The organism is Kitasatospora sp. NPDC088391, from assembly GCF_044753345.1.
Lineage (GTDB): Bacteria > Actinomycetota > Actinomycetes > Streptomycetales > Streptomycetaceae > Kitasatospora.
The window spans coordinates 279,654-297,462 of the sequence record NZ_JBIVNB010000001.1; the positions used below are offsets into that span (position 1 = coordinate 279,654).

Consider the following 17,809-nt stretch of genomic DNA (forward strand, 5'->3'; position numbering starts at 1 on the left):
ACGGCGTCATTGCCCAGGTTCACAGGCGCCTGACATACTGTCAAGGGTGAGCCCACGCCAAGTCGACCCCAATCTGAGCGCCCGGCTGATCGAAGCGGCGGCCCGGCTGCTCAGCGAAGAAGGACCGGCCGCGCTCTCCACCCGCAAGCTCGCCGCCACCGTGGGCACCTCGACCATGGCCGTCTACACCCGCTTCGGCGGCATGGACGACCTGGTGCGGGCCGTGGTCCGCGAGGGCTTCACGCTGCTCAACCGCCGCCTGGAGGCCGTCGAGGAGACCGACGACCCGGTCGCCGACGTGGTCGCCCTCGGCTGGGCGTACCGGGCCAACGCCCGCGAGCACCGGCACCTCTACAACGTCATGTTCGGCGGCTCCGGCCTCAGCGGCTTCTCCCTCACCGACGCCGACCGCCAGCACGGCCGCTACACCCTGGACGCCCTGGTCGGGGCGGTCAAGCGCTGCGTCGCCGCCGAACGCTTCCACCCCGCCGAACCCCACCTGCTGGCCCATCAGCTCTGGATCGCCCTGCACGGCCTGGTCACCCTCGACCTCGGCGGCTACCTGGTCGAACCCCTCACCGCCGACGTCTGCTACCAGGCCCAGATCTGCGGCATGCTCCTCGGCGCCGGCGACACCCCGCCCCGCGCCACCGCCTCCGTCGCCCTGGCGGCCCGCCGCGAGGTCTGAAGGCCGTCGCGCAGGGCCCGGGTCGGGGTACGTCTCCGGTACGGGCGGACCGTTGCCGGCGGAGCCGTTGCAGGGGGAGGGCGCCGCACGCCTCGCCGCACCACCCTCGTCACCGCGGCCCTCGCGCCAAGTCCCGTGTGCCCGCGGCGCCCCGCACGAATCGCCGGAGGTGTGCCCGCACCGCACCGGGCCGCTCCGCCCAGGGCTCGTGGCCCGCGCCCTCGATCCGGGTCAGCGGGACAGCGAGCAGGAGCGCGAGTGATTCGAGCGCCGACACCGGACGGGGATCGTCGACCCCGCCGAGGAGCTCCGTCCGCACGGGCAGGCGTGCGCGCAGCTCGGCGAGGTGGCCGTCGAGCGGATCGGCGCGTCCTTCCCGGCCGAGTTCGGCGTTCATGGACCAGTTGACCGGTCGACGCCGCCGGGCGGCCAGGGCCGCCCGGCGCCACCCTCGCCCCGGATCGGAGTGGTCGGTGAACCAGGCCAACGTGAGCAGCTCGACTTCCTGCTCCTCCGAGCGGTGCGACAGGTCCTCCAGTACGCGGAGCCGCTCCCGCTGGGCCGCGGACATCCGGCGGCCGCGCTCCGCCCGGTCCCCGGTGCGCCAGTCACCGACGAACGGCCCGCACATCAGCAGCATCGCGGCCACCCGGTCGGGGTACCGCAGGCAGAACCGACTCGCCAGATCGGTGCCGTAGGAGTGCCCGATCAGCACGGCCCCGGGCACCTGCCACGCATCGAGGAGCTCGGCGAGGTCCTCGACGTGCCGGGCGAGCGAATGACGCCCCCGCCAGGAGGACCGACCCGTTCCGCGCTGGTCGTACCGGTACACGGGCGCAAGGTCAGCGACCATGGGGGCGATGTCCCCCAGGTAGTCCGGCAGGCCGGGACCGCCGTGGAGCAGGACCACGGCCGGCCGCCGGGCCGTGTCCCCCAGCGCCTCCCAGTGCAACCGCGCCCCGTCGGTCGTCGACACGAGGCCCCGCGTCTCCATCGAAGTCACCACCAGGAACGTACCCGCGTCACCCGAGCTCCACCAGAGGCCGAACGCCGCCGGACCGGCCCCGGAGCTCAGGTGGACAGGTACTCGTCGCCGTTCGCCGTCTGGAAGAGCGAGTCCGCGTATCCCGGCGGGAAGCCGGACTCGCCACCGTTGATCACGGCGATGTACACCCAGTGATCCGTGTGGTTGACGAGCGCGGCCGCGTTCCCGTAGACGGTCTGCCCGTAGCCGGAGCCGTTCGCCCAGTGCGCGAACGTGCTCCTCCGCAGGTCGACGCTCTGGTTCGGGGACCAGTCCTCGAACGATCCCCAGCCGTACCACGGCGAGTTGTAGTACAGGCACACGACGCCGCGCGGACACGCCTCCACACCGGTCGGCTCGTCGGCGTAGGCACTCCCGGCATTGGCGGCAGCGATCCCGACCGCCAGTGCGGCCACGGCGGCCGCCTTGGCGGGCCCTCTTCCGATCCTGATGCGCATTCTTCCTCCATCACGTCGAGCACGGGCCCGACCCGCTCCACCGGATGTCAGCAGTCGCCGTAGTTCCCCGAACCCCAGGCGCCGTTGTTGAAGTTGTGGTTGTTGCCGAAGATCCAGCTCATGTTGCAGGGCTCCGAGGTGTACCAGCCGGAGCTGTCCATGCTCGTTTCGTACACCGTCAGCCGGACGACCGGCTCGAAGATCTTGTCGACGGTGTACCAACTGCCCGACGGGTCGGTGTAGATGCTCTGGATCGGCGTGGTCGTGTAGGAGCCGTCGAGGTGGTCCAGATTGAAGTTGATCCTGGCGATGCCCGCCCCGTTCGGGTCACGCATCTCCAGGAACCCCTGGGGGCGGAAGACATCCACACCCGCCTGGGTGGACGTCTCCGGGACCGGATCGGACGGGCCGTAGTTCCAGTGGATCTCGGCGTAGGTTCCCTTGCAGTCGGGGAACCAGCCCAGGTAGACCAGCCCGAGGGCCGTGCCTCCGGCCCTGATGGTGACCGGGTGCGACTCCAGAACCGGCCCGGAACTGACGCCGCACCCCGAGGCCCCCACCGCGTGGGCGGAGCCGGCCCCGACCAGGGCCAGGCCCACGGTGAGACCGAGAGCACCGGCGACGGACACAAGCTTTCGCGCGAAACGCACAGAATCCTCCCACGACACGATCACCCCGGAGCCGCTCGGCACCGGATCGCGTCCCACCCCATCCTGCTCGGCCACGCGCCCCCACCCCATGGCGAAAGCCTGGCGTTGCCTTGGCGTTCCGCCCGGGTCCGGCGGCCGTCGGAAGAGGACCGGGCCCGGACCGCGATGTCCCCGGTGGCTCGTAGGCTGCCGGGGCGGGCTTCCGTCCGGGGCGTCCGACAACCGAGGTGGGGAGTCCGTCGATGGCGGCCGTACTGGCGGAGATCCGGTCCCTGCTGGGCGAGCCCCGGTTCGCCTGGTCGGACCCGGCGCCCTGGGCCGGACTGGAGCGGGAGCTCGGCGTCGTCTTCCCCGCGGACTTCCGCGAGATCCTGGACGCCTACGGCTCGATCATGGTCAACGGCCAACTCCATCTGGCGCACCCCGCCGGCCATCTCCTGCACCGCCTGGGGGAGAAGATCAGGGAAGATCTGGAGTTCTGGCAGGACGAGGACATGGTGGAGTTCCTGCCCGCCCCCGCCGGGACCGCCCCCGGCGAACTGCTGCCGGTGGCCTCGGCCGTGACGGGCGAGACGGTCTTCCTCCGCGTCCCCGACGGGCCCGCCTCGCCCTGGCGCGTTCTGGTGCAGGAATTCGACAGTCCGGCCTGGACCCTGCACGAACTGGCTTTCGGCGACTGGCTGCTGGCGTACCTCCGGGGCGAGGACGTGACGGTGTGCTCGCGCAACCTCGCGCCCGACCGCCCGTTCCACGAACCCCTGTCCTGAGTCCGGCGGGCCTCGGCCGGGAGCCGGGCCCGCCGTCGTGGGGTCAGGCGTTCCAGGGGGCCTTGGGCCACCAGATGTAGCCGAAGTTGCCGAGGATGCGGACGTCCCAGTAGATCACCGTGAAGGCGCCCGCGATCAGGAAGGCGGTGGCGGTCAGGGCGGCCGCGCGGCCCGGCTTGGTGGCCAGCCAGCGTTGGACGGGGGTGCCGAGGACGAAGGAGAGCAGGACGAAGAGGACGGCCATCACCAGGATGTTGCCGAGCGACTGGAGGGAGAAGGCGACCGCGCCGTAGAGCGGGTTGTGCTCCTGGGCCGCGTGCCGGAACAGGTTGCGGAAGAGGGGGTACGGGCGGCCGATGAGGAAGCCGCCGACCAGGGCGCCGACCAGCACCAGGGGGGCGTTCGGGAAGCGGCGGGCCACCCCGGCCAGCGGGTCGGGGAGCACCCCGGCCGCGGCCAGGCCGATCACCAGCATGACCAGGCCGACCACCCCGAAGACGATCATCGCCTGGAGGATGCGGGGCGAGATCGTCCCCGGTGTGGAGGCGGTGGAGAACTGCGGCAGGTGGGTGCCGAACAGGCCGACCAGCACGCCGTACCCGGCGGAGACCGGCAGCATGCCGGCCGTCAGCCAGCCCAGCGGGCGCAGCGCGTGGCCGAGGCGCTGACGGCGGGTCAGGCTCATCTGGCCGACCAGCGGGCCGACCGCGCCGAACACCGCGACGTTGCAGGCGGTGAAGGAGCCGGCCAGGCCGGAGACGAAGGCGAACAGGATGCCCGCCGCGACGCCGGTCAGCGGTGTGCTCTTCGCGTCGTGGCCGAGCAGTTGGTTGGCGGTGGTGAAGCCGATCTCGTCGTCGGCCAGTTTCGAGGACCAGGCGTAGGCGAGCAGCAGCCCGCCCAGCAGGCCGAGCACGACGACCAGGGTGCGGCGGCGCGGGAAGAGGCCGTTGACGAACAGTGAGGTGGCGCGTGGCGGTGCCTTCACCGTCCGGCCCGTGATGGTCTCGGTCACGTGGTTCTCCTCTGCTCACGGATGGCCGGACCCCGAAGGGGTGTCGGGGGCCGGTGGCGCGCGGGGCGTGAAGAGTGTCGTGGACACCCCCGGTGGGGCGACTACTTCCGTGTTGCCCGGCGTCGGCACGGTCGGAGTAGCCCCCGGCCGCCGGGCCCCGAAGCATGGAGCGGAGAAGCCGCGGCCGTCCGGGCCGCGGCGGGCGGGAGGCAGTGATGAGCGGAGGCTGGCGGGCGGTCCGACGACGCCTGTTGACACCGAGTCACAACGAGACGAAGTTGTCCACCAGGGGTTTCCACCTGAAGGACGAGGCGGCGCGCACCAACCTGGAGACCGTCGGCGGGAGTTTCCTCGACGGGTACGCGATCGCCGTGGAGGCCCGCGACCAGGACGAGGCGCACCGGCGGCTGGAGCTGATCCCGGTGCGCTACCGGGGCTTCGCCTACGAGGGCGCCGGGATGGGGCTGGCCATGCTGGACGGGCTGCCGCTGCCCGGCAACGGACGGGTCGCGGAGTTCCTGGCCGGCCACGGCGCGCCGCACGACTACATGGTGCACGTCGGCGTGGGCTGGGCGATGGCCCGGCTGCCGCGCTTCCGCTGGGCCTCGATCGCGCCCGCCGACCCGCTGCTGCGCTGGCTCGCGCTGGACGGGTACGGCTTCCACCAGGCGTACTTCCGCACGGCCCGGTACGTGCACGGACACCACCGGGAAACCGCTTTCCCGTGGCCCGGCGACGAGACCCGGCGCTACGCCGGGCACGCCATCGACCAGGGCATCGGCCGGGCGCTGTGGTTCATCGGCGGCACCGACCCGGCCGTGGTCGCCGACCTGGTGGACGGCTACCAGGACGACCGGCACGCCGACCTGTGGGCGGGGGTCGGCCTGGCGGCCTGCTACGCGGCGGGCGCGACCGACGCCGAGCTGCGGCTGCTGCTGGAGCGGGCGGGCGCGTACCGGCCGCAACTCGCCCAGGGCGCGGCCTTCGCGGCCACCGCCCGGGTCGAGTCGGGGCTGCTCACCGAGCACGCCGAGGCCGCCACGGCGGTGCTCTGCGGCCTCACCCCGCAGCAGGCCGTCCAGGTCTGCACGGAGGCCCGGCCGCGGCCGGTGCTGGACGGCGCCGAGCTGCCCGCGTACGAGACCTGGCGCCGGGCCATCGCCGAACGGATCGTCAGCGGCGCGGCCGGGGCCCGGACATGACGGCCCCCGAACCGAACCCGACCGCCGCCGAACCGGCCCCGGCCGCGCCCGGACCGGCCGCGCACACCCCGGCCGCCGCCGCGCACGGACCGGCCGCCGGGAGGACCACCGCGGCAGCCACCACCACGGCAGCCACCACCACGACGGCCGCCACCGCGACGGCCCCCGCCGCGAGCCGCCCCCGCGGCACCGCCCGCCGCCGCCCGCCGGGGCCGTCCCGGGCGGGGACGCCGGTGCTGCTGGCCCGGATGGCGGCCGACCGGCTGACGGTGATGACGGAGGCCGCGGCCCGGTACGGCGACGCGGTGCGGCTGCCGCTCGGGCCGAAGACGCTGTACTTCTTCAACCACCCCGACCACGTCCGCCGGGTGCTGACCGACAACAGCGCCAACTACCACAAGGGCATCGGCCTGGTGCACGCCCGGCGGGCCCTCGGCGACGGCCTGCTGACCAGCGAGGGCGAGCGGTGGCGGGCGCAGCGCAAGGTGATCCAGCCGGTGTTCCAGGCCCGCCGGATCAACCGGCAGGCCGACGTGATCGCCGAGGAGGCGGCGCTGCTCGCCGAGCGGCTGCGCCGCACGGCGGGCGGCGGCCCGGTGGACGTCCGGCAGGAGATGACCTCGCTGACCCTGGGCGTGCTCGGCCGGGCCCTGCTGGACGCCGACCTGGGCGCGTACGAGTCGATCGGCGAGGCGTTCGAGGTCGTCCAGGACCAGGCCATCTTCGAGATGATGAGCCTGAGTTCGGTGCCCTCCTGGGTGCCGCTGCCGCTGCAGTTGCGCTTCCGCAAGGCGCGGGACGAACTCGACCGGATCGTCGGCGAGTTGGCGGCGCAGCGGGAGCGCCGGCCGGCCGCCGACGGCACCCGGGACGACGTGCTGTCGCGGCTGGTCGACGCCACCGCGGACGAGCGCGACCCGGTGGCGCGGCGGACCAGGATGCGCGACGAGCTGGTGACCCTGCTGCTGGCGGGGCACGACACCACGGCGAGCACGCTCAGCTGGGCGCTGTACCTGCTGGACCGGCACCCGGAGGTCGGGGACAAGGTCCGGGCCGAGGTGGACGAGGTGCTGGGCGACCGGCTGCCGACGATCGAGGACGTGCACCGGCTCACGTACACCTCGATGGTGCTGCAGGAGGTGATGCGCCTGTACCCGGCGGTGTGGCTGCTGCCGCGCAAGGCGCTGGCCGAGGACGAGGTCGGCGGCTACCGGGTGCCGGCCGGCGCGGACGTGGTGCTGTGCCCGTACACGCTGCACCGGCACCCGGAGTTCTGGGAGCACCCGGAGCGCTTCGACCCGGAGCGCTTCGCCCGGGGGCGCTCGGCGGGCCGGCACCGCTACGCGTACGTGCCGTTCGGCGCGGGGCCGCGGGTCTGCGTGGGCAGCAGCCTGGGCATGCTGGAGGCCACCGTGGTGCTGGTCGTGCTGCTGCGCCGGCTGCGGCTGTCCCTGCCGCCGGGGCACCTGGTGCAGGCCGAGCCGATGCTGACCCTGCGGGTGAAGGGAGGGCTGCCGATGACGGTGACCCCCCGCGACTGACCGCCCGAACGGGCGAGAAGGGCCCGGACCGCTCCCCCGGTCCGGGCCCTTCCGTGTGCCTCCGTGTGCCTCCGTGTGCCTCCGCGCGCCTCCGCGCGCCTCCGTGTGCCTCCGTGTGCTTCCGCCTGCTCCGGGGAACGGCCGGCCGAGCGCCCCCGGGCAGGCCGGAAGCCCGGCCGGAGAGGTCCGGCCGGGCTTTCGGGACGAGGGAACCGACGGAGGGTCAGCCCGCCAGGCGGGCGAAGGCGCCGCCGTGGTAGAGCAGCGGGTCGGTGCCGGCGGAGCGGCCCGCGCCGAGGACGGTGCCGACGAAGATGGTGTGGTCACCTCCCTCGTGGACGGCGCCGAGACGGCACTCCAGCCAGGCCTGGACGTGGTCGAGGACGGGGGCGCCGGTGTGCCGGCCCCGGGTGTGGCCGATCCCGGCGAACTCCTTGGCGCCGCGCGGCCGGTCGCGGTCGGCGAAGTGCCGGGCCACCCACTCCTGGTCGCGGGCGAGGACCGAGACGGCGAACGCGCCCTCGGCGAGCACGGCCGCGTGGATCGCGGCCGACTTGACCACGCACACCAGCACCTGCGCGGGGTCGAGCGAGACGGAGGTGAAGGAGTTGGCGGTCATCCCGCAGGGGGTGTCGCGTCCGGCGGTGAGCACGGTGACGCCGGTGGCGAAGCGGCCGAGCACGCCGCGCAGGGCCCGGTGGTCGCCGAGGTCGGCCTCGGGGGCCTCCGCGGGGAGCGGGGGCAGGGCGAGCGCGCCGGGCAGCGGCGCGGACGCGGACGGGAAGGAGGTCATCGCGATCACCCCACGGTGGTGGTGCCGGTCAGGGAGGGTGCCGCCGGGTGGGCGGCGTAGGGCTCCAGGGCGAGCCGGAGCGGTTCGGGCACCCGGGTCGGCCGGGTGTCGGTGTTGGGGCCGCGCATGCAGGCGACCCGCTGCTGGCCGCGGGCGACCAGGTACTCGGTGCCGTCGGCGCCGATCTTGACGTAGTCGAAGGTGAAGGCGACCTGGGTCTGGGTGAGGTCGGCGAGGCGCATCCGGATGGACAGCTCGTCGAAGGCGGTGATCTCGGCGAAGAACTCGCAGTCCACCTTGAGGGTGAACAGCTTGAGGTCGGCGCGGACGTCGGCGAGCACCTCGGGGGCCTTCTCCAGCAGGAACATCTCCCGGCAACGGCCCTGCCAGCGCAGGTAGTTGACGTAGTAGACGTTGCCGACCAGGTTGGTCTCCTCGAAGCCCACCAGGTGCCGGTACTCGTAGTAGTCGGGGGTGCTCACCGGGCCTCCCCGGCGAGGACGGTGAAGGCGACGGGTTCGGCGACGCCGTCCAGCGCGGTGACGAAGCCGACGATCCGGTGCGCGCCGCCGCGGAACGCGACCCAGCCGGGCGGCAGGCTGCGACCGTCCGCCGAACCGCCCGCCGGACCGCCCGCCGGACCGCCGTCCAGACTGAGCGCGGTCACCGCGTGCCCGGCCTTGCGCAGGGTCTCCACCGCGCCCCAGACCCGGGTGGCGGCGGTGTCGAGCGGTTCGCCGCGTTCGGCGGCCAGCAGTTCGGCCAGCGCGGCGGCCTCGGGTCCGAGCAGGCCGGCCCACTCCTCGGCGGTGCGGGCGGTGACCGTCTCGACGTCGCAGGCGACGGCCCGGTCGGCGACCACGGTGAAGGTGACGCCGGCCGCGTGCGAGGAGGAGATCCGCCGCCCGTCGGCGAGTTCGGGCCGCCCGTCGGGGCGGTGGCGGACCTCGGTGGTCCGGCCGAGCGCCCAGCCGGCGGCCTCGGCGGTGCGCCGGCGCCGTTCGGCGACCGAGCCGCCGCTGCCCGTGCCGCCGGGCAGCACGACGCACCGCACGGGGTGGCCGAGCGCGGCCTCGACCCGCCGTTCCAGGAACGGGCCGAGCAGGGCGGGCAGCCAGGGGCCGGAGCCGTCCTGCTTGCGGACGGCCTGCAGCAGCAGGCCCTCCCACTGCTCGACGGTGGTGCCGTCCTCGTCGCGGACGTCGAGGTCGTACAGGTAGCTGTCGCCGTCCCGGGAGCGCTCGCGGGCGTCCAGGAACAGCAGCCGCCCGGCCCGGGAGGAGCCGCCCTCGGCGAGTCGCAGGCGCTCGACGCTGACGGGGAGCAGGGTGGCCTCGGGGACGCACGCCTGGATGGAGTGCATCAGGGCGTCGCGGGTGCCGGGGTCGGCGAGCAGCAGGTCGCCGGGGTGGTAGCCGGCGAACCAGTCGGCGCGCGGGCTGTCGTCGATCTCGGCGAGGCAGTGCGTGGCGGCGAGGTCGCGGTAGGCGAGCAGCCGCTGGAAGCGGTCGCCCTGGAACAGCACCGGCCCGTACATCTCGTCGGGGGTGAGCGGGACCCGGGGCACCTCGGCGGTGACGGGGGCCGGGTCGGCGGCGGGCCGCTGCTCGCCGAAGCGCAGGGTGGCCCGGAAGTGGTCGGCCCGGAAGCCGGTCTCGCCGCTGCGCAGCACCGCCTCGACGGTGTCGGGGCCGGTGGCGAGGACGGCGACCCGCAGGGTGGTGGCGCCGGTGACGGGGACGACGATGGGGCGGAGGAACTTCATGTCCTCCAGGACGGGGGTGTCCTGACGGCCGGTCAGCGAGGTGGCGGCCTGGGTCATCGCCTCCATGCCGAGGACGGCGGGGAACAGCAGGTCGCCGTCGAGCAGGTGGTCGGGGAGGTAGAGGTCGCCGCCGCCGGTGAGTTCGGCGTCCACCACGAGTTCGATGCCGGGGTAGTGGACCTGCGGGCGCTCCAGGAAGCGCAGCAGCGGCAGTTCGCGCTGTTCGAGGGTGAGGGTGGGGAGTCCGCCGGCCCGGCCCATGACGACCAGGGCGGGGTCGGTGCCGGGGGTGGCGAGCAGGCGGCCGAGCAGGGCGACGCCGTCCTCGGTGGGGATGGGTTCGATGCCCTCGCGGACCAGCGCCTCCAGGACGCCGAGGCGTTCGCCCATGCCGGAGCCGGACCACACGGACCACTCCAGGGCGAGGCAGCGGCAGTGCGGGTTGTCCTGCTGGAAGCGGACGGTGAGCTCGGTGAGCCAGTCGTTGGCGGTGGCGTAGTCGGCCTCGCCGCGCAGGCCGGCCCGGCCGATGATGCTGCCGAAGGTGACGAACAGGCGGAGCGCGGCCGGGTCGACGGCGGCGAGGACGGCCTCCACGCCGTCGATCTTGGTGGCGAGGGTGCGCCGGAAGGCGTCCTCGTCGAGGGTGGCGAGGGACTGCGGTTCGTTGCGTCCGGCGCCGTGCAGCAGGCCGGTGACGGGGCCGAGGGCGCGGGTGATGTCGGCGACGGCGGCCTTGACCTGGTCGGCGGAGGTGACGTCGGCGCGGGCGTAGTGCACCCGCAGGCCGGCGGACTCCATCCGGGCCAGGTTGTCGGCGAGTTCGGTGTCCTGGGCCGGGTCGGAGCGGCCGAGCAGGCCGATCGCGGCGCCGTTGGCGCCGGCCAGATCGATGGCGCACTCGGCGGTGATGCCCTTGCCGCCGCCGGTGACCAGCAGGACGTCCTGCGGGCCGAGGGCCTGGTGGCCTTCCTCGGGTTCGAGGTCGACGGCGCGCAGCACGGGGACCCGGCGGGTGCCGTCGGCGTCGTAGTGGACTTCGGCGAAGCCGGTGGTGGCGGCGGTGTCGGCGGCGATCCGGGCACTGATCCGGTCGGCGTCGGCGGGGTCGAGGTCGGGGTCGAGGGGCAGCGTGACGACGGTGACGGGGATGTCGGGGGCCTCCAGGTGGAGGGTCTTGGCGAGTCCGGCGGCGCCGCGGCGGTCGCCGACGGCGACCAGGCGGGTGCCGGCGGCGCGGCGGGCCGGGTCGAGGGCGGCGCGGGCGGCGGCGAGCATCAGGCCGAGGTGGCGCTGGTCGCAGTCGCGGGGCAGGGCGAGCAGCACGCCGTCGCCGGGTCCGGTGGCGGTGAGCGCGGCGGCGAGCGGTCCGGCCAGCGGGTGCCGGTCGGAGGCGAGGACCTGCCAGTCGCCGCCGGGTCCGGCGGCGGGGGCGGGCGGTGCGGTCTCGGTGAGGTCGATCCGGAACGGGCGGACCCAGGGGGCGACGCCGGGGGCCGCGCCGGGGCGGCTGTCCTCCTCCGACTGTCCGGCCAACTCGTCGAGCAGCTCGGCGAGTTGGCCGAGCGTGGAGGTGGCGAAGGCGGTGGTGACCATCGGGGCGACGATGCCGAGCTCCTGGGCGGCCTGGTTCATGATCTGGCCGACGGTGATGGAGCTGAGGTGCAGTTCGTCGAGCGGGTTGGCGGAGGGGTCGACGGTCTCGACGGGCAGTTCGGCGCGTTCGGCGGCGAGCCGGATCAGCACCTCCAGGCTGCCGGCCCCGGTGGCGGGGGCGGCGGCGGTCCCGTCGGCGGGCGCCGGGACGGCGACGGCCTGCGCGGTGTGCTCCAGGACGAAGTCCTCGCCGCCCTCCTCGCAGGGGCTGGCGAAGAACCGGAACTCCTTGTCGAGCGGCAGCGGCCGGGTGAACCGGTCGGCGAACAGCTGCTCGTGCCGGACGGGCGCGCCCATCGTCCAGGCGGCGGCGACGGCGCCGAGCAGGCCGCCGAGGGAGAGCGCGTCGGCCTCGGTGGCGACCGCGGGGACGGCGGGCAGCGCCTCGGCGGCGAGGGTGCGCAGGATCTGGCCGGGGCCGACCTCGATCAGCAGGTCGACCTGTCCGTCCAGGGCGTGCAGCGCGTCGGTGAACCGGACGGGCTGGACGATCTGACGGGTCAGCAGGTCCGCGACGTCGGTGTCGGCGGGCAGCAGGGCGCCGGTGACGGTGGAGACCAGGCCGTCGCCGACGGGGCCGAAGGGCTCACCGGCGAGGTGGTCGGCGAATCCGGCGGCGGCGGGGGCCACGGCCGGGGAGTGGAAGGCGTGCGAGACGTTGACCCGGTTGACGCCGATGCCCTGCCGGGCGGCGAGCGCGCAGACCCGGTCGACGGCCTCGACCGGTCCGGAGACCACCGTCTGGGTGGGGCTGTTGAGGCCGGCGACGACGACGGGTTCGCCGACGGTCAGCGCCTCGGCGAGCGCCGGGGTGGTGGCCAGGGCCGCCATGGTGCCGCCGCCGTCGGAGGCGGTGGCCATGATCCGGCCGCGGGCGGCGGCGGCGCGCAGCACCGCCGTCTCGTCCAGGGCGCCGGCCCAGTGCAGGGCGGTGAGTTCGCCGAGGCTGTGGCCGGTGGCGCGGACGGCCTCGATGCCGAGCCGGTCGAGCACCCGCAGGCCGGCCACCGAGGCGGCGACGATCCGGGGCTGGGCGACGTCGGTGGCGACCTGGTCGCCGTCGGCGGGCAGGTCGAGCTGCCGGTACAGGTCGTCGACGTCGGTGAAGCGGCGGCGCAGCGCCCCGCCGTCGCCGCGGCGGCCGGCGCCCTGGCCGGGGAAGAGGAAGCCGATCCGGGGGGTGCGGCCGGCGCTGCCGAGGAAGACGCCCTGGGTGGTGCCGACGGCGGAGCGCGCCCCGGAGTCGATCAGCCGGGCGAGTCCGGTGAACCGTTCGACGGCCTGTTCGGGCGAGGCGGCGAGGACGGCGGCGCGCAGCGGCCGGTCTGCCAGGTCGCGTTCCAACGAGGCGGCGAGGTCGCCGAGTTCGGCGTAGGAGAGCTGGGCGGCGAAGCCGGCCAGCCGGTCGGCCTTGGTGCGCAGTTCCTCGGGGTCGGCGCCGTCGAGCAGGAACAGTTCGGTGTCCTGCCGGGAGGCGACCAGGCGGCGGGTGACGGAGGGGACGGCGGTGCGGCGGACGCCGTCGGCGTGCTCGACGACGACGTGCGCGTTGATGCCGCCGAAGCCCATCGAGGAGATGCCGGCCCGGATCGGCGCCCCGGCGGGCCACAGTTCGGCCCGGTCGGGGACGCGCATCGCCGGGGCGGGGCCGCCGAGTTCGGCGTGCGGGTCGTGGTGGCCGGTGGCGGGCGGGATGACCTGGTGGCGGACGGCCAGGATCGCCTTGAGGAGTCCGGCGACGCCGGCGGCGGCCTTGGTGTGGCCGAAGTTGCCCTTGACGGTGCTGAGCGCGGCGGGGGCCTGGGCGCCGGAGGCGCGGCGGGCCTCGGAGAAGGCGCGCAGTTCGGTGGCGTCGCCGACGGCGGTGCCGGTGCCGTGGCCCTCGAAGTAGCCGACGGTCTCGATGCCGAAGCCGGCGGCCCGGTAGGCGCGGGTCAGGGCGAGCCGGTGGCCGCTGGCCTCGGGGCGGGTGATGCCGCCCTTGCCGTCGGAGGAGTAGCCCCAGCCGGGGATGGTGGCGTAGCGGAACCGGCCCTGGGCGCGGGCGTCCTCGTCGCGCATCAGGACGACCATGCCGCAGCCCTCGCCGGGCCAGAAGCCGTTGGAGCCCTTGTCGTAGACCTTCATCTCGCCGGTGGCCAGCGCCCCGGTCTTGGCGAAGCCGATGACCTCGAACGGGTCGATGCTGAGGTCGACGCCGCCGGCCACGGCGACGTCCATCCGGCCGTCGACCAGGGCGTCGCAGGCGGTGGAGACGGACAGCAGCGAGGAGGAGCAGGCGCCGTCGACGGTGAAGCCGCCGCCCTTGAAGTCGAAGTGGTTGCAGATCCGGCCGGCGATGGTGTTGGCCAGGCCGCCGGCCAGGGTGTCCTCGCCGATCGGCGGGAAGGCGCTCTTGTAGCGGCCCTCCAGGCCGTCCAGGAAGACGGACAGCTCCTTGTCGTCCCAGCCCTGTTCGCGCAGGGCGGCGCCGACGGTGCGGCGGACGTAGGGCCAGCGCAGCCGCATCAGGTTGGCGCGGCTGAACTCGCCGGTGAGGGTGTTGCCGATGATGACGCCGGTGTTGGCGTCCGCCAGGCCCTCGCCGAACGGGAAGCCGGCGTCCTCCAGGGCGCGGGCGGCGGTGTCGAGGGCGAGCCAGTGCGTCATGTCGGTGGCGCGGAAGGTGCTGCCGGCGACGCGGTGCCGGACCCGGTCGAACTCGAAGCCCTCGATGACGGCGGCCTTGGCGCTGTAGAAGCGGTCGGGCGCGGCGGGGTCGGGCGAGTAGTAGTCCTCGGCGCGCATCCGCACGTCGGGGAGCTTGCGGAAGGCGCGGCGGCCCGCGAGGACGTTCTGCCACAGCTGTTCGGGGCTGTCGGCGTCGGGGTAGCGGCAGGCGATGCCGACCACGGCGATCCGGCCGCGCCCGGCGGGCTGTCCGGCGTCCCGCCCCGCTCCGTTCTGACGGTTCGTCACGCTGCCACCGCCTCGTTGCCGTGCGGACCGGTGACGGTCGCGGCGGGCTGCCCGGGCAGGGCCTGGACGCCGCCGTCGGCCTGCTTGCGCTTGGCGCGGAAGTGCGCGACCCACCAGCCGGCGCCGCGCAGGCCGCAGACCAGGGTGGTGGCGAAGAACAGGGTGTAGACGACGTTGAAGAGCATCAGCACGCCGTAGACCATGGCCACCGAGGAGCCGAACATGAACTGGTTGCGCGGCTTGGACGGGGTGGTGCCCGGGTCGGTGATCATGTAGTTGGTGTAGAGGACGAAGGCGACGCCGCTCATCGGGCCGAGCGCGGAGAAGATCGCCACGTCCCAGATCCAGTGCCGCAGCAGGGCCTGGATGACGAAGCCGCCGAGCCAGCCGACGATCAGCGGGACGCGCTTGGTCAGCATCGCGTTGATGACGGTGCCGGCGGTGGTGATGATCAGCGGGATGCCGATCCGGAAGAAGGTGTTGGCGTTCTCGGTGAACTCGTACGGCGGGGCGATGCTGACCCAGGAGCCGAACAGCACCAGCGCCATGGTGATGCCGAAGTTCGACGGGTTCATGAAGTGCCGCATCCGGCCGTACACGGGGGCCTGCAGGACGTGCTTGGCGGCGACGCCGATGAACACGGCGAGCAGGATCGGCAGCAGCCGGTCGTTCGCGTAGAGCAGCATGTTGGCGGCGAGCGCGGTGATGTGCGAGGGGAGCAGGAACTCGTACAGGCCGCGGACGCCGTTGCCGCGGAAGCGCGGGGCGCGCTGCTGCGCCCAGGCGCTGATCATCTCCAGCACGATCTCGACGGTGTAGCCGAACGGCGCGCAGATCAGCGGCCAGAGCCAGGGCTGCTCGAAGCCGAGCAGGGTGTAGCCGAAGATGTTGAAGACGGACATCGAGATGGCGAAGTTGCGCAGGGCGAGGTAGCGCGGGTCGCGGTTGGGCTGCTTCTTCCCGGGTTGCGGGCGAACGGCGTGGGCGGCCACGCCGGCGATCTCGGTCGCGGTCATCGGGCCGCCACCTCCTGGATGTCGTCGGTCAGCATGAGGGTGTGGCTCCCGGCGGTGAGCTGCTGGGTCTTGGTGTGCAGGCCGCCGGTGGCGTCGCGCCAGGTGATCTCGGCGGTGACGGGGCCGCTCTGGGCGCCGAGGCCGAAGCGGACGTCGAAGCTGCGGAAGCCGCCGTGGCCGCCGCCGCCGTCGAGCTGGGCGATCTGCTTCTTGCCGTCGGGGGTCATGACGCAGACGGTGGCGCCGTAGGCGGGCGCGCCGGTGGCGGCGAGGCCCTGGCCGGCGGTGGCGGCGAGGCCCTGGCCGGCGGTGGCGCCGGTGGCGGGGCGGTACATCCGCAGCGTCAGGTCGTGGCCGAGGGCCGGGGACTGGTTGGCGTAGAAGGCGGGCGGGCCCCACTGGCGGGCGATGGCGAAGTCGAGGGCGCCGGTGCCGGTGGTGTCGGCGGTGGCGATGCCGCGGGTGGGGATCGGCACGTCGAGGCCGAGCTGCTTGCTGATGTTGGCGTACTTGCCGTTGTCGGTGCGGGCGTAGAAGGCCATCACCTCGTCGCCGGCCAGGTCGTCGCCGGGGCCGACGTTCGGCCAGATCTTCGGGTTGGACAGCAGGTCGTCGTTGGTCATGGCCATCTCCTGCAGCCACGGCCAGCGGTCGATGTTCCCCTTGACGAAGCCGTCGGCCTGCAGGATGTTCTGCTGCCCGTTGTTGAGGAAGTCGCCCATCTTGGCGTCCCAGCCCCAGCCGGTCCAGGCGACGCCGTGGTCGGCGGCCTCCTGGGTGAACGGGGCGATGCCGGCGTCGAGCTTCTGCTTCATCTCGGCCGGGTCCTTGGCCTGGTTGATCCAGAGGAAGTTGCTCTCCTCCAGGCCCCAGGCGACGGTGATGTTGCTGACCATCATGTCGAAGCTGCCGTTGCCGTCGACGTCGCCGAAGTCGACGCCCATGCCCTTGAACGAGCCCTTGCCGAGCACGAAGGACTTCGGGGTGGTCGGGGTGCGCTCGCCGGTGGCCTCCTCGAACCGGATCTTCCCGGGGGTGGAGACGTTGTGCAGCAGGTGGGCGTGGCCGAAGTCGTTGGCGATGTAGACCTCGGGCAGGCCGTCGCCGGTCAGGTCGGCGCCGGCCACGGCCAGCGTCCAGCCGGTGGAGGCGTCGAAGGCGATGGCGTCCTTCTCCTCGATGAACCGGGCGTCGGGCTCGGCGCCGGTGGTGGCGGAGTGGAAGCGCAGCACGTGGTCGCCGCCGGCGTTCTTGGCGCTGGAGAGCGAGTCGTTCATCTGGACGTTGCGGATGCCGCTCGGGTCGAGGACGTCCGAGTCGGGGAAGTAGTTGCCGATGATGATCGACGGGTGGCCGCTGCCGTCCAGGTCGCCGACGTACGCGGCGTCGGTGTTCCAGCGCGGGCCGTGGTAGCGGCCGTCGAGGCTCTCGGCGGGGACGACCTCGCGCGGCGCGTAGGCGGCGGCGGACGGGGCGGCGGCGTCGGACTTCGCCATGAACAGCACCGGGGTGCGGCCCCAGTAGGTGACCAGGAAGTCGGTGCGGCCGTCGCCGTTGAAGTCGCCGGGGGTGCAGCCGGTGGGCGCCATGGTGTCGTCCATCGGCAGCGGCTTGCCGTCGAGCACGAACGGGGTGAAGCGGTCGGCCGCGGGGGCGGTCGGGGTCCAGGTGACCACGACGGAGTCGGTGCGGGTGTCGACGATGCACATGCCGTCGGCGAGGCCGTGGCCGGTGACGTCGTTGATCGCGATGCTGGCGCCGACCGAGGAGATCCAGGCCCGGATCTTCTCGTAGGCCGGGTTCACCTTGCGGATCGTGTTCATCGGCCGCGACTCGTAACCCGGGGGCATCGCGATCGGCAGTTCCTTGAACCGGTAGGCCGCCGCCGCCTGTTCACCGCCCGCGACCGCCACCGAGGAGCGGATGACGAAGAACATCGAGGCGGCCACCAATACGGTGACCAACCCGGGTACCAGCCTGCGGAATCGCCGTCGTTGCGACATTCCCATTCCCTCCCGCGAGTGACGATAAAGAATGTCCGGAGGGCATGCGAACGAAGTCTGGGGAATTCGTTGGCAGTTGTCCGCCGAACCTGACACTTGAGGATGTCCCGGGCCCGCAAAACCTGCTTCTCTGACGTTGCCGGGGTTCGGCCGGCGATCTCAGGACCGGGCCGGTGAATTCCCGCCGATACCCGTTGGGCAGTCTCGGAGAACACCGGGGGGCGATCCGCTGCGAAACTCGGCTGAGATCTGCCCCTTCGAATCCCCGTCTGG

General features: G+C 73.5%; 13 protein-coding genes. 4 read left to right on the forward strand and 9 right to left on the reverse strand.

Annotated elements, in window-relative coordinates; translation table 11 throughout:
• Nucleotides 1–46 precede the first annotated feature (46 nt).
• Nucleotides 47–688 carry a TetR/AcrR family transcriptional regulator gene (locus tag ACIQBJ_RS01115; protein ID WP_400701365.1) on the forward strand — a complete coding sequence of 214 codons (642 nt, stop codon included), beginning with the start codon at nt 47–49 and terminating at the stop codon, nt 686–688.
• Between the two features lie 109 nt (nt 689–797).
• Here the strand turns inward: ACIQBJ_RS01115 and ACIQBJ_RS01120 are convergent, their stop codons facing one another.
• From ACIQBJ_RS01120 to ACIQBJ_RS01130, 3 genes are all read right to left on the reverse strand, one after another.
• Nucleotides 798–1,664: an alpha/beta fold hydrolase gene (locus ACIQBJ_RS01120; protein WP_400701368.1), complete on the reverse strand. Its 867-nt coding sequence runs from the start codon at nt 1,662–1,664 to the stop codon at nt 798–800.
• Nucleotides 1,665–1,759: 95 nt separating this feature from the next.
• A complete protein-coding gene (locus tag ACIQBJ_RS01125) occupies nt 1,760–2,170 on the reverse strand; it encodes a peptidase inhibitor family I36 protein (RefSeq protein WP_400701371.1) in 411 nt (136 codons plus the stop codon).
• Nucleotides 2,171–2,217: 47 nt separating this feature from the next.
• A complete protein-coding gene (locus ACIQBJ_RS01130) occupies nt 2,218–2,769 on the reverse strand; it encodes a hypothetical protein (protein ID WP_400701374.1) in 552 nt (183 codons plus the stop codon).
• Nucleotides 2,770–3,062: 293 nt separating this feature from the next.
• On the opposite strand from ACIQBJ_RS01130, the gene ACIQBJ_RS01135 reads away from it, so the two are divergent.
• The gene (locus tag ACIQBJ_RS01135; protein WP_400701377.1) at nt 3,063–3,587 is read left to right on the forward strand and encodes an SMI1/KNR4 family protein; all 525 of its coding nucleotides are present in this window, start codon (nt 3,063–3,065) and stop codon (nt 3,585–3,587) included.
• A gap of 43 nt (nt 3,588–3,630) precedes the next feature.
• Here the strand turns inward: ACIQBJ_RS01135 and ACIQBJ_RS01140 are convergent, their stop codons facing one another.
• Nucleotides 3,631–4,602, reverse strand: coding sequence for a hypothetical protein (locus ACIQBJ_RS01140; RefSeq protein ID WP_400701380.1), 972 nt, complete (start codon nt 4,600–4,602; stop codon nt 3,631–3,633).
• Nucleotides 4,603–4,817: 215 nt separating this feature from the next.
• Here ACIQBJ_RS01140 and ACIQBJ_RS01145 point away from each other — a divergent pair, with 215 nt between their 5' ends.
• Both ACIQBJ_RS01145 and ACIQBJ_RS01150 read left to right on the forward strand, forming a co-directional pair.
• A complete protein-coding gene (locus ACIQBJ_RS01145) occupies nt 4,818–5,804 on the forward strand; it encodes a DUF1702 family protein (RefSeq protein ID WP_400701383.1) in 987 nt (328 codons plus the stop codon).
• A 248-nt stretch (nt 5,805–6,052) separates the two neighbouring features.
• On the forward strand, nt 6,053–7,345 hold the full coding sequence (locus ACIQBJ_RS01150) for a cytochrome P450 (protein WP_400703430.1): 1,293 nt from the start codon (nt 6,053–6,055) through the stop codon (nt 7,343–7,345).
• 223 nt (nt 7,346–7,568) lie between these two features.
• Here ACIQBJ_RS01150 and ACIQBJ_RS01155 read toward each other — a convergent pair whose 3' ends face one another.
• Genes ACIQBJ_RS01155 through ACIQBJ_RS01175 form a run of 5 tightly spaced genes read right to left on the reverse strand, consistent with a single transcriptional unit; the run spans nt 7,569 to nt 17,536 of the window.
• Nucleotides 7,569–8,138, reverse strand: coding sequence for a flavin reductase family protein (locus tag ACIQBJ_RS01155; RefSeq protein WP_400701386.1), 570 nt, complete (start codon nt 8,136–8,138; stop codon nt 7,569–7,571).
• A 5-nt stretch (nt 8,139–8,143) separates the two neighbouring features.
• Entirely contained in the window at nt 8,144–8,620 is a 477-nt protein-coding gene (locus ACIQBJ_RS01160; protein WP_400701389.1) for an acyl-CoA thioesterase, read from the reverse strand.
• Nucleotides 8,617–14,517 carry an SDR family NAD(P)-dependent oxidoreductase gene (locus ACIQBJ_RS01165; RefSeq protein WP_400701392.1) on the reverse strand — a complete coding sequence of 1,967 codons (5,901 nt, stop codon included), beginning with the start codon at nt 14,515–14,517 and terminating at the stop codon, nt 8,617–8,619. The genes ACIQBJ_RS01160 and ACIQBJ_RS01165 overlap by 4 nt, the downstream gene beginning before the upstream one ends.
• Entirely contained in the window at nt 14,514–15,533 is a 1,020-nt protein-coding gene (locus ACIQBJ_RS01170; protein ID WP_400701395.1) for an enediyne biosynthesis protein, read from the reverse strand. The genes ACIQBJ_RS01165 and ACIQBJ_RS01170 overlap by 4 nt, the downstream gene beginning before the upstream one ends.
• Nucleotides 15,530–17,536, reverse strand: coding sequence for an FG-GAP-like repeat-containing protein (locus tag ACIQBJ_RS01175; protein WP_400701398.1), 2,007 nt, complete (start codon nt 17,534–17,536; stop codon nt 15,530–15,532). The genes ACIQBJ_RS01170 and ACIQBJ_RS01175 overlap by 4 nt, the downstream gene beginning before the upstream one ends.
• Between the last annotated feature and the right edge of the window lie 273 nt (nt 17,537–17,809).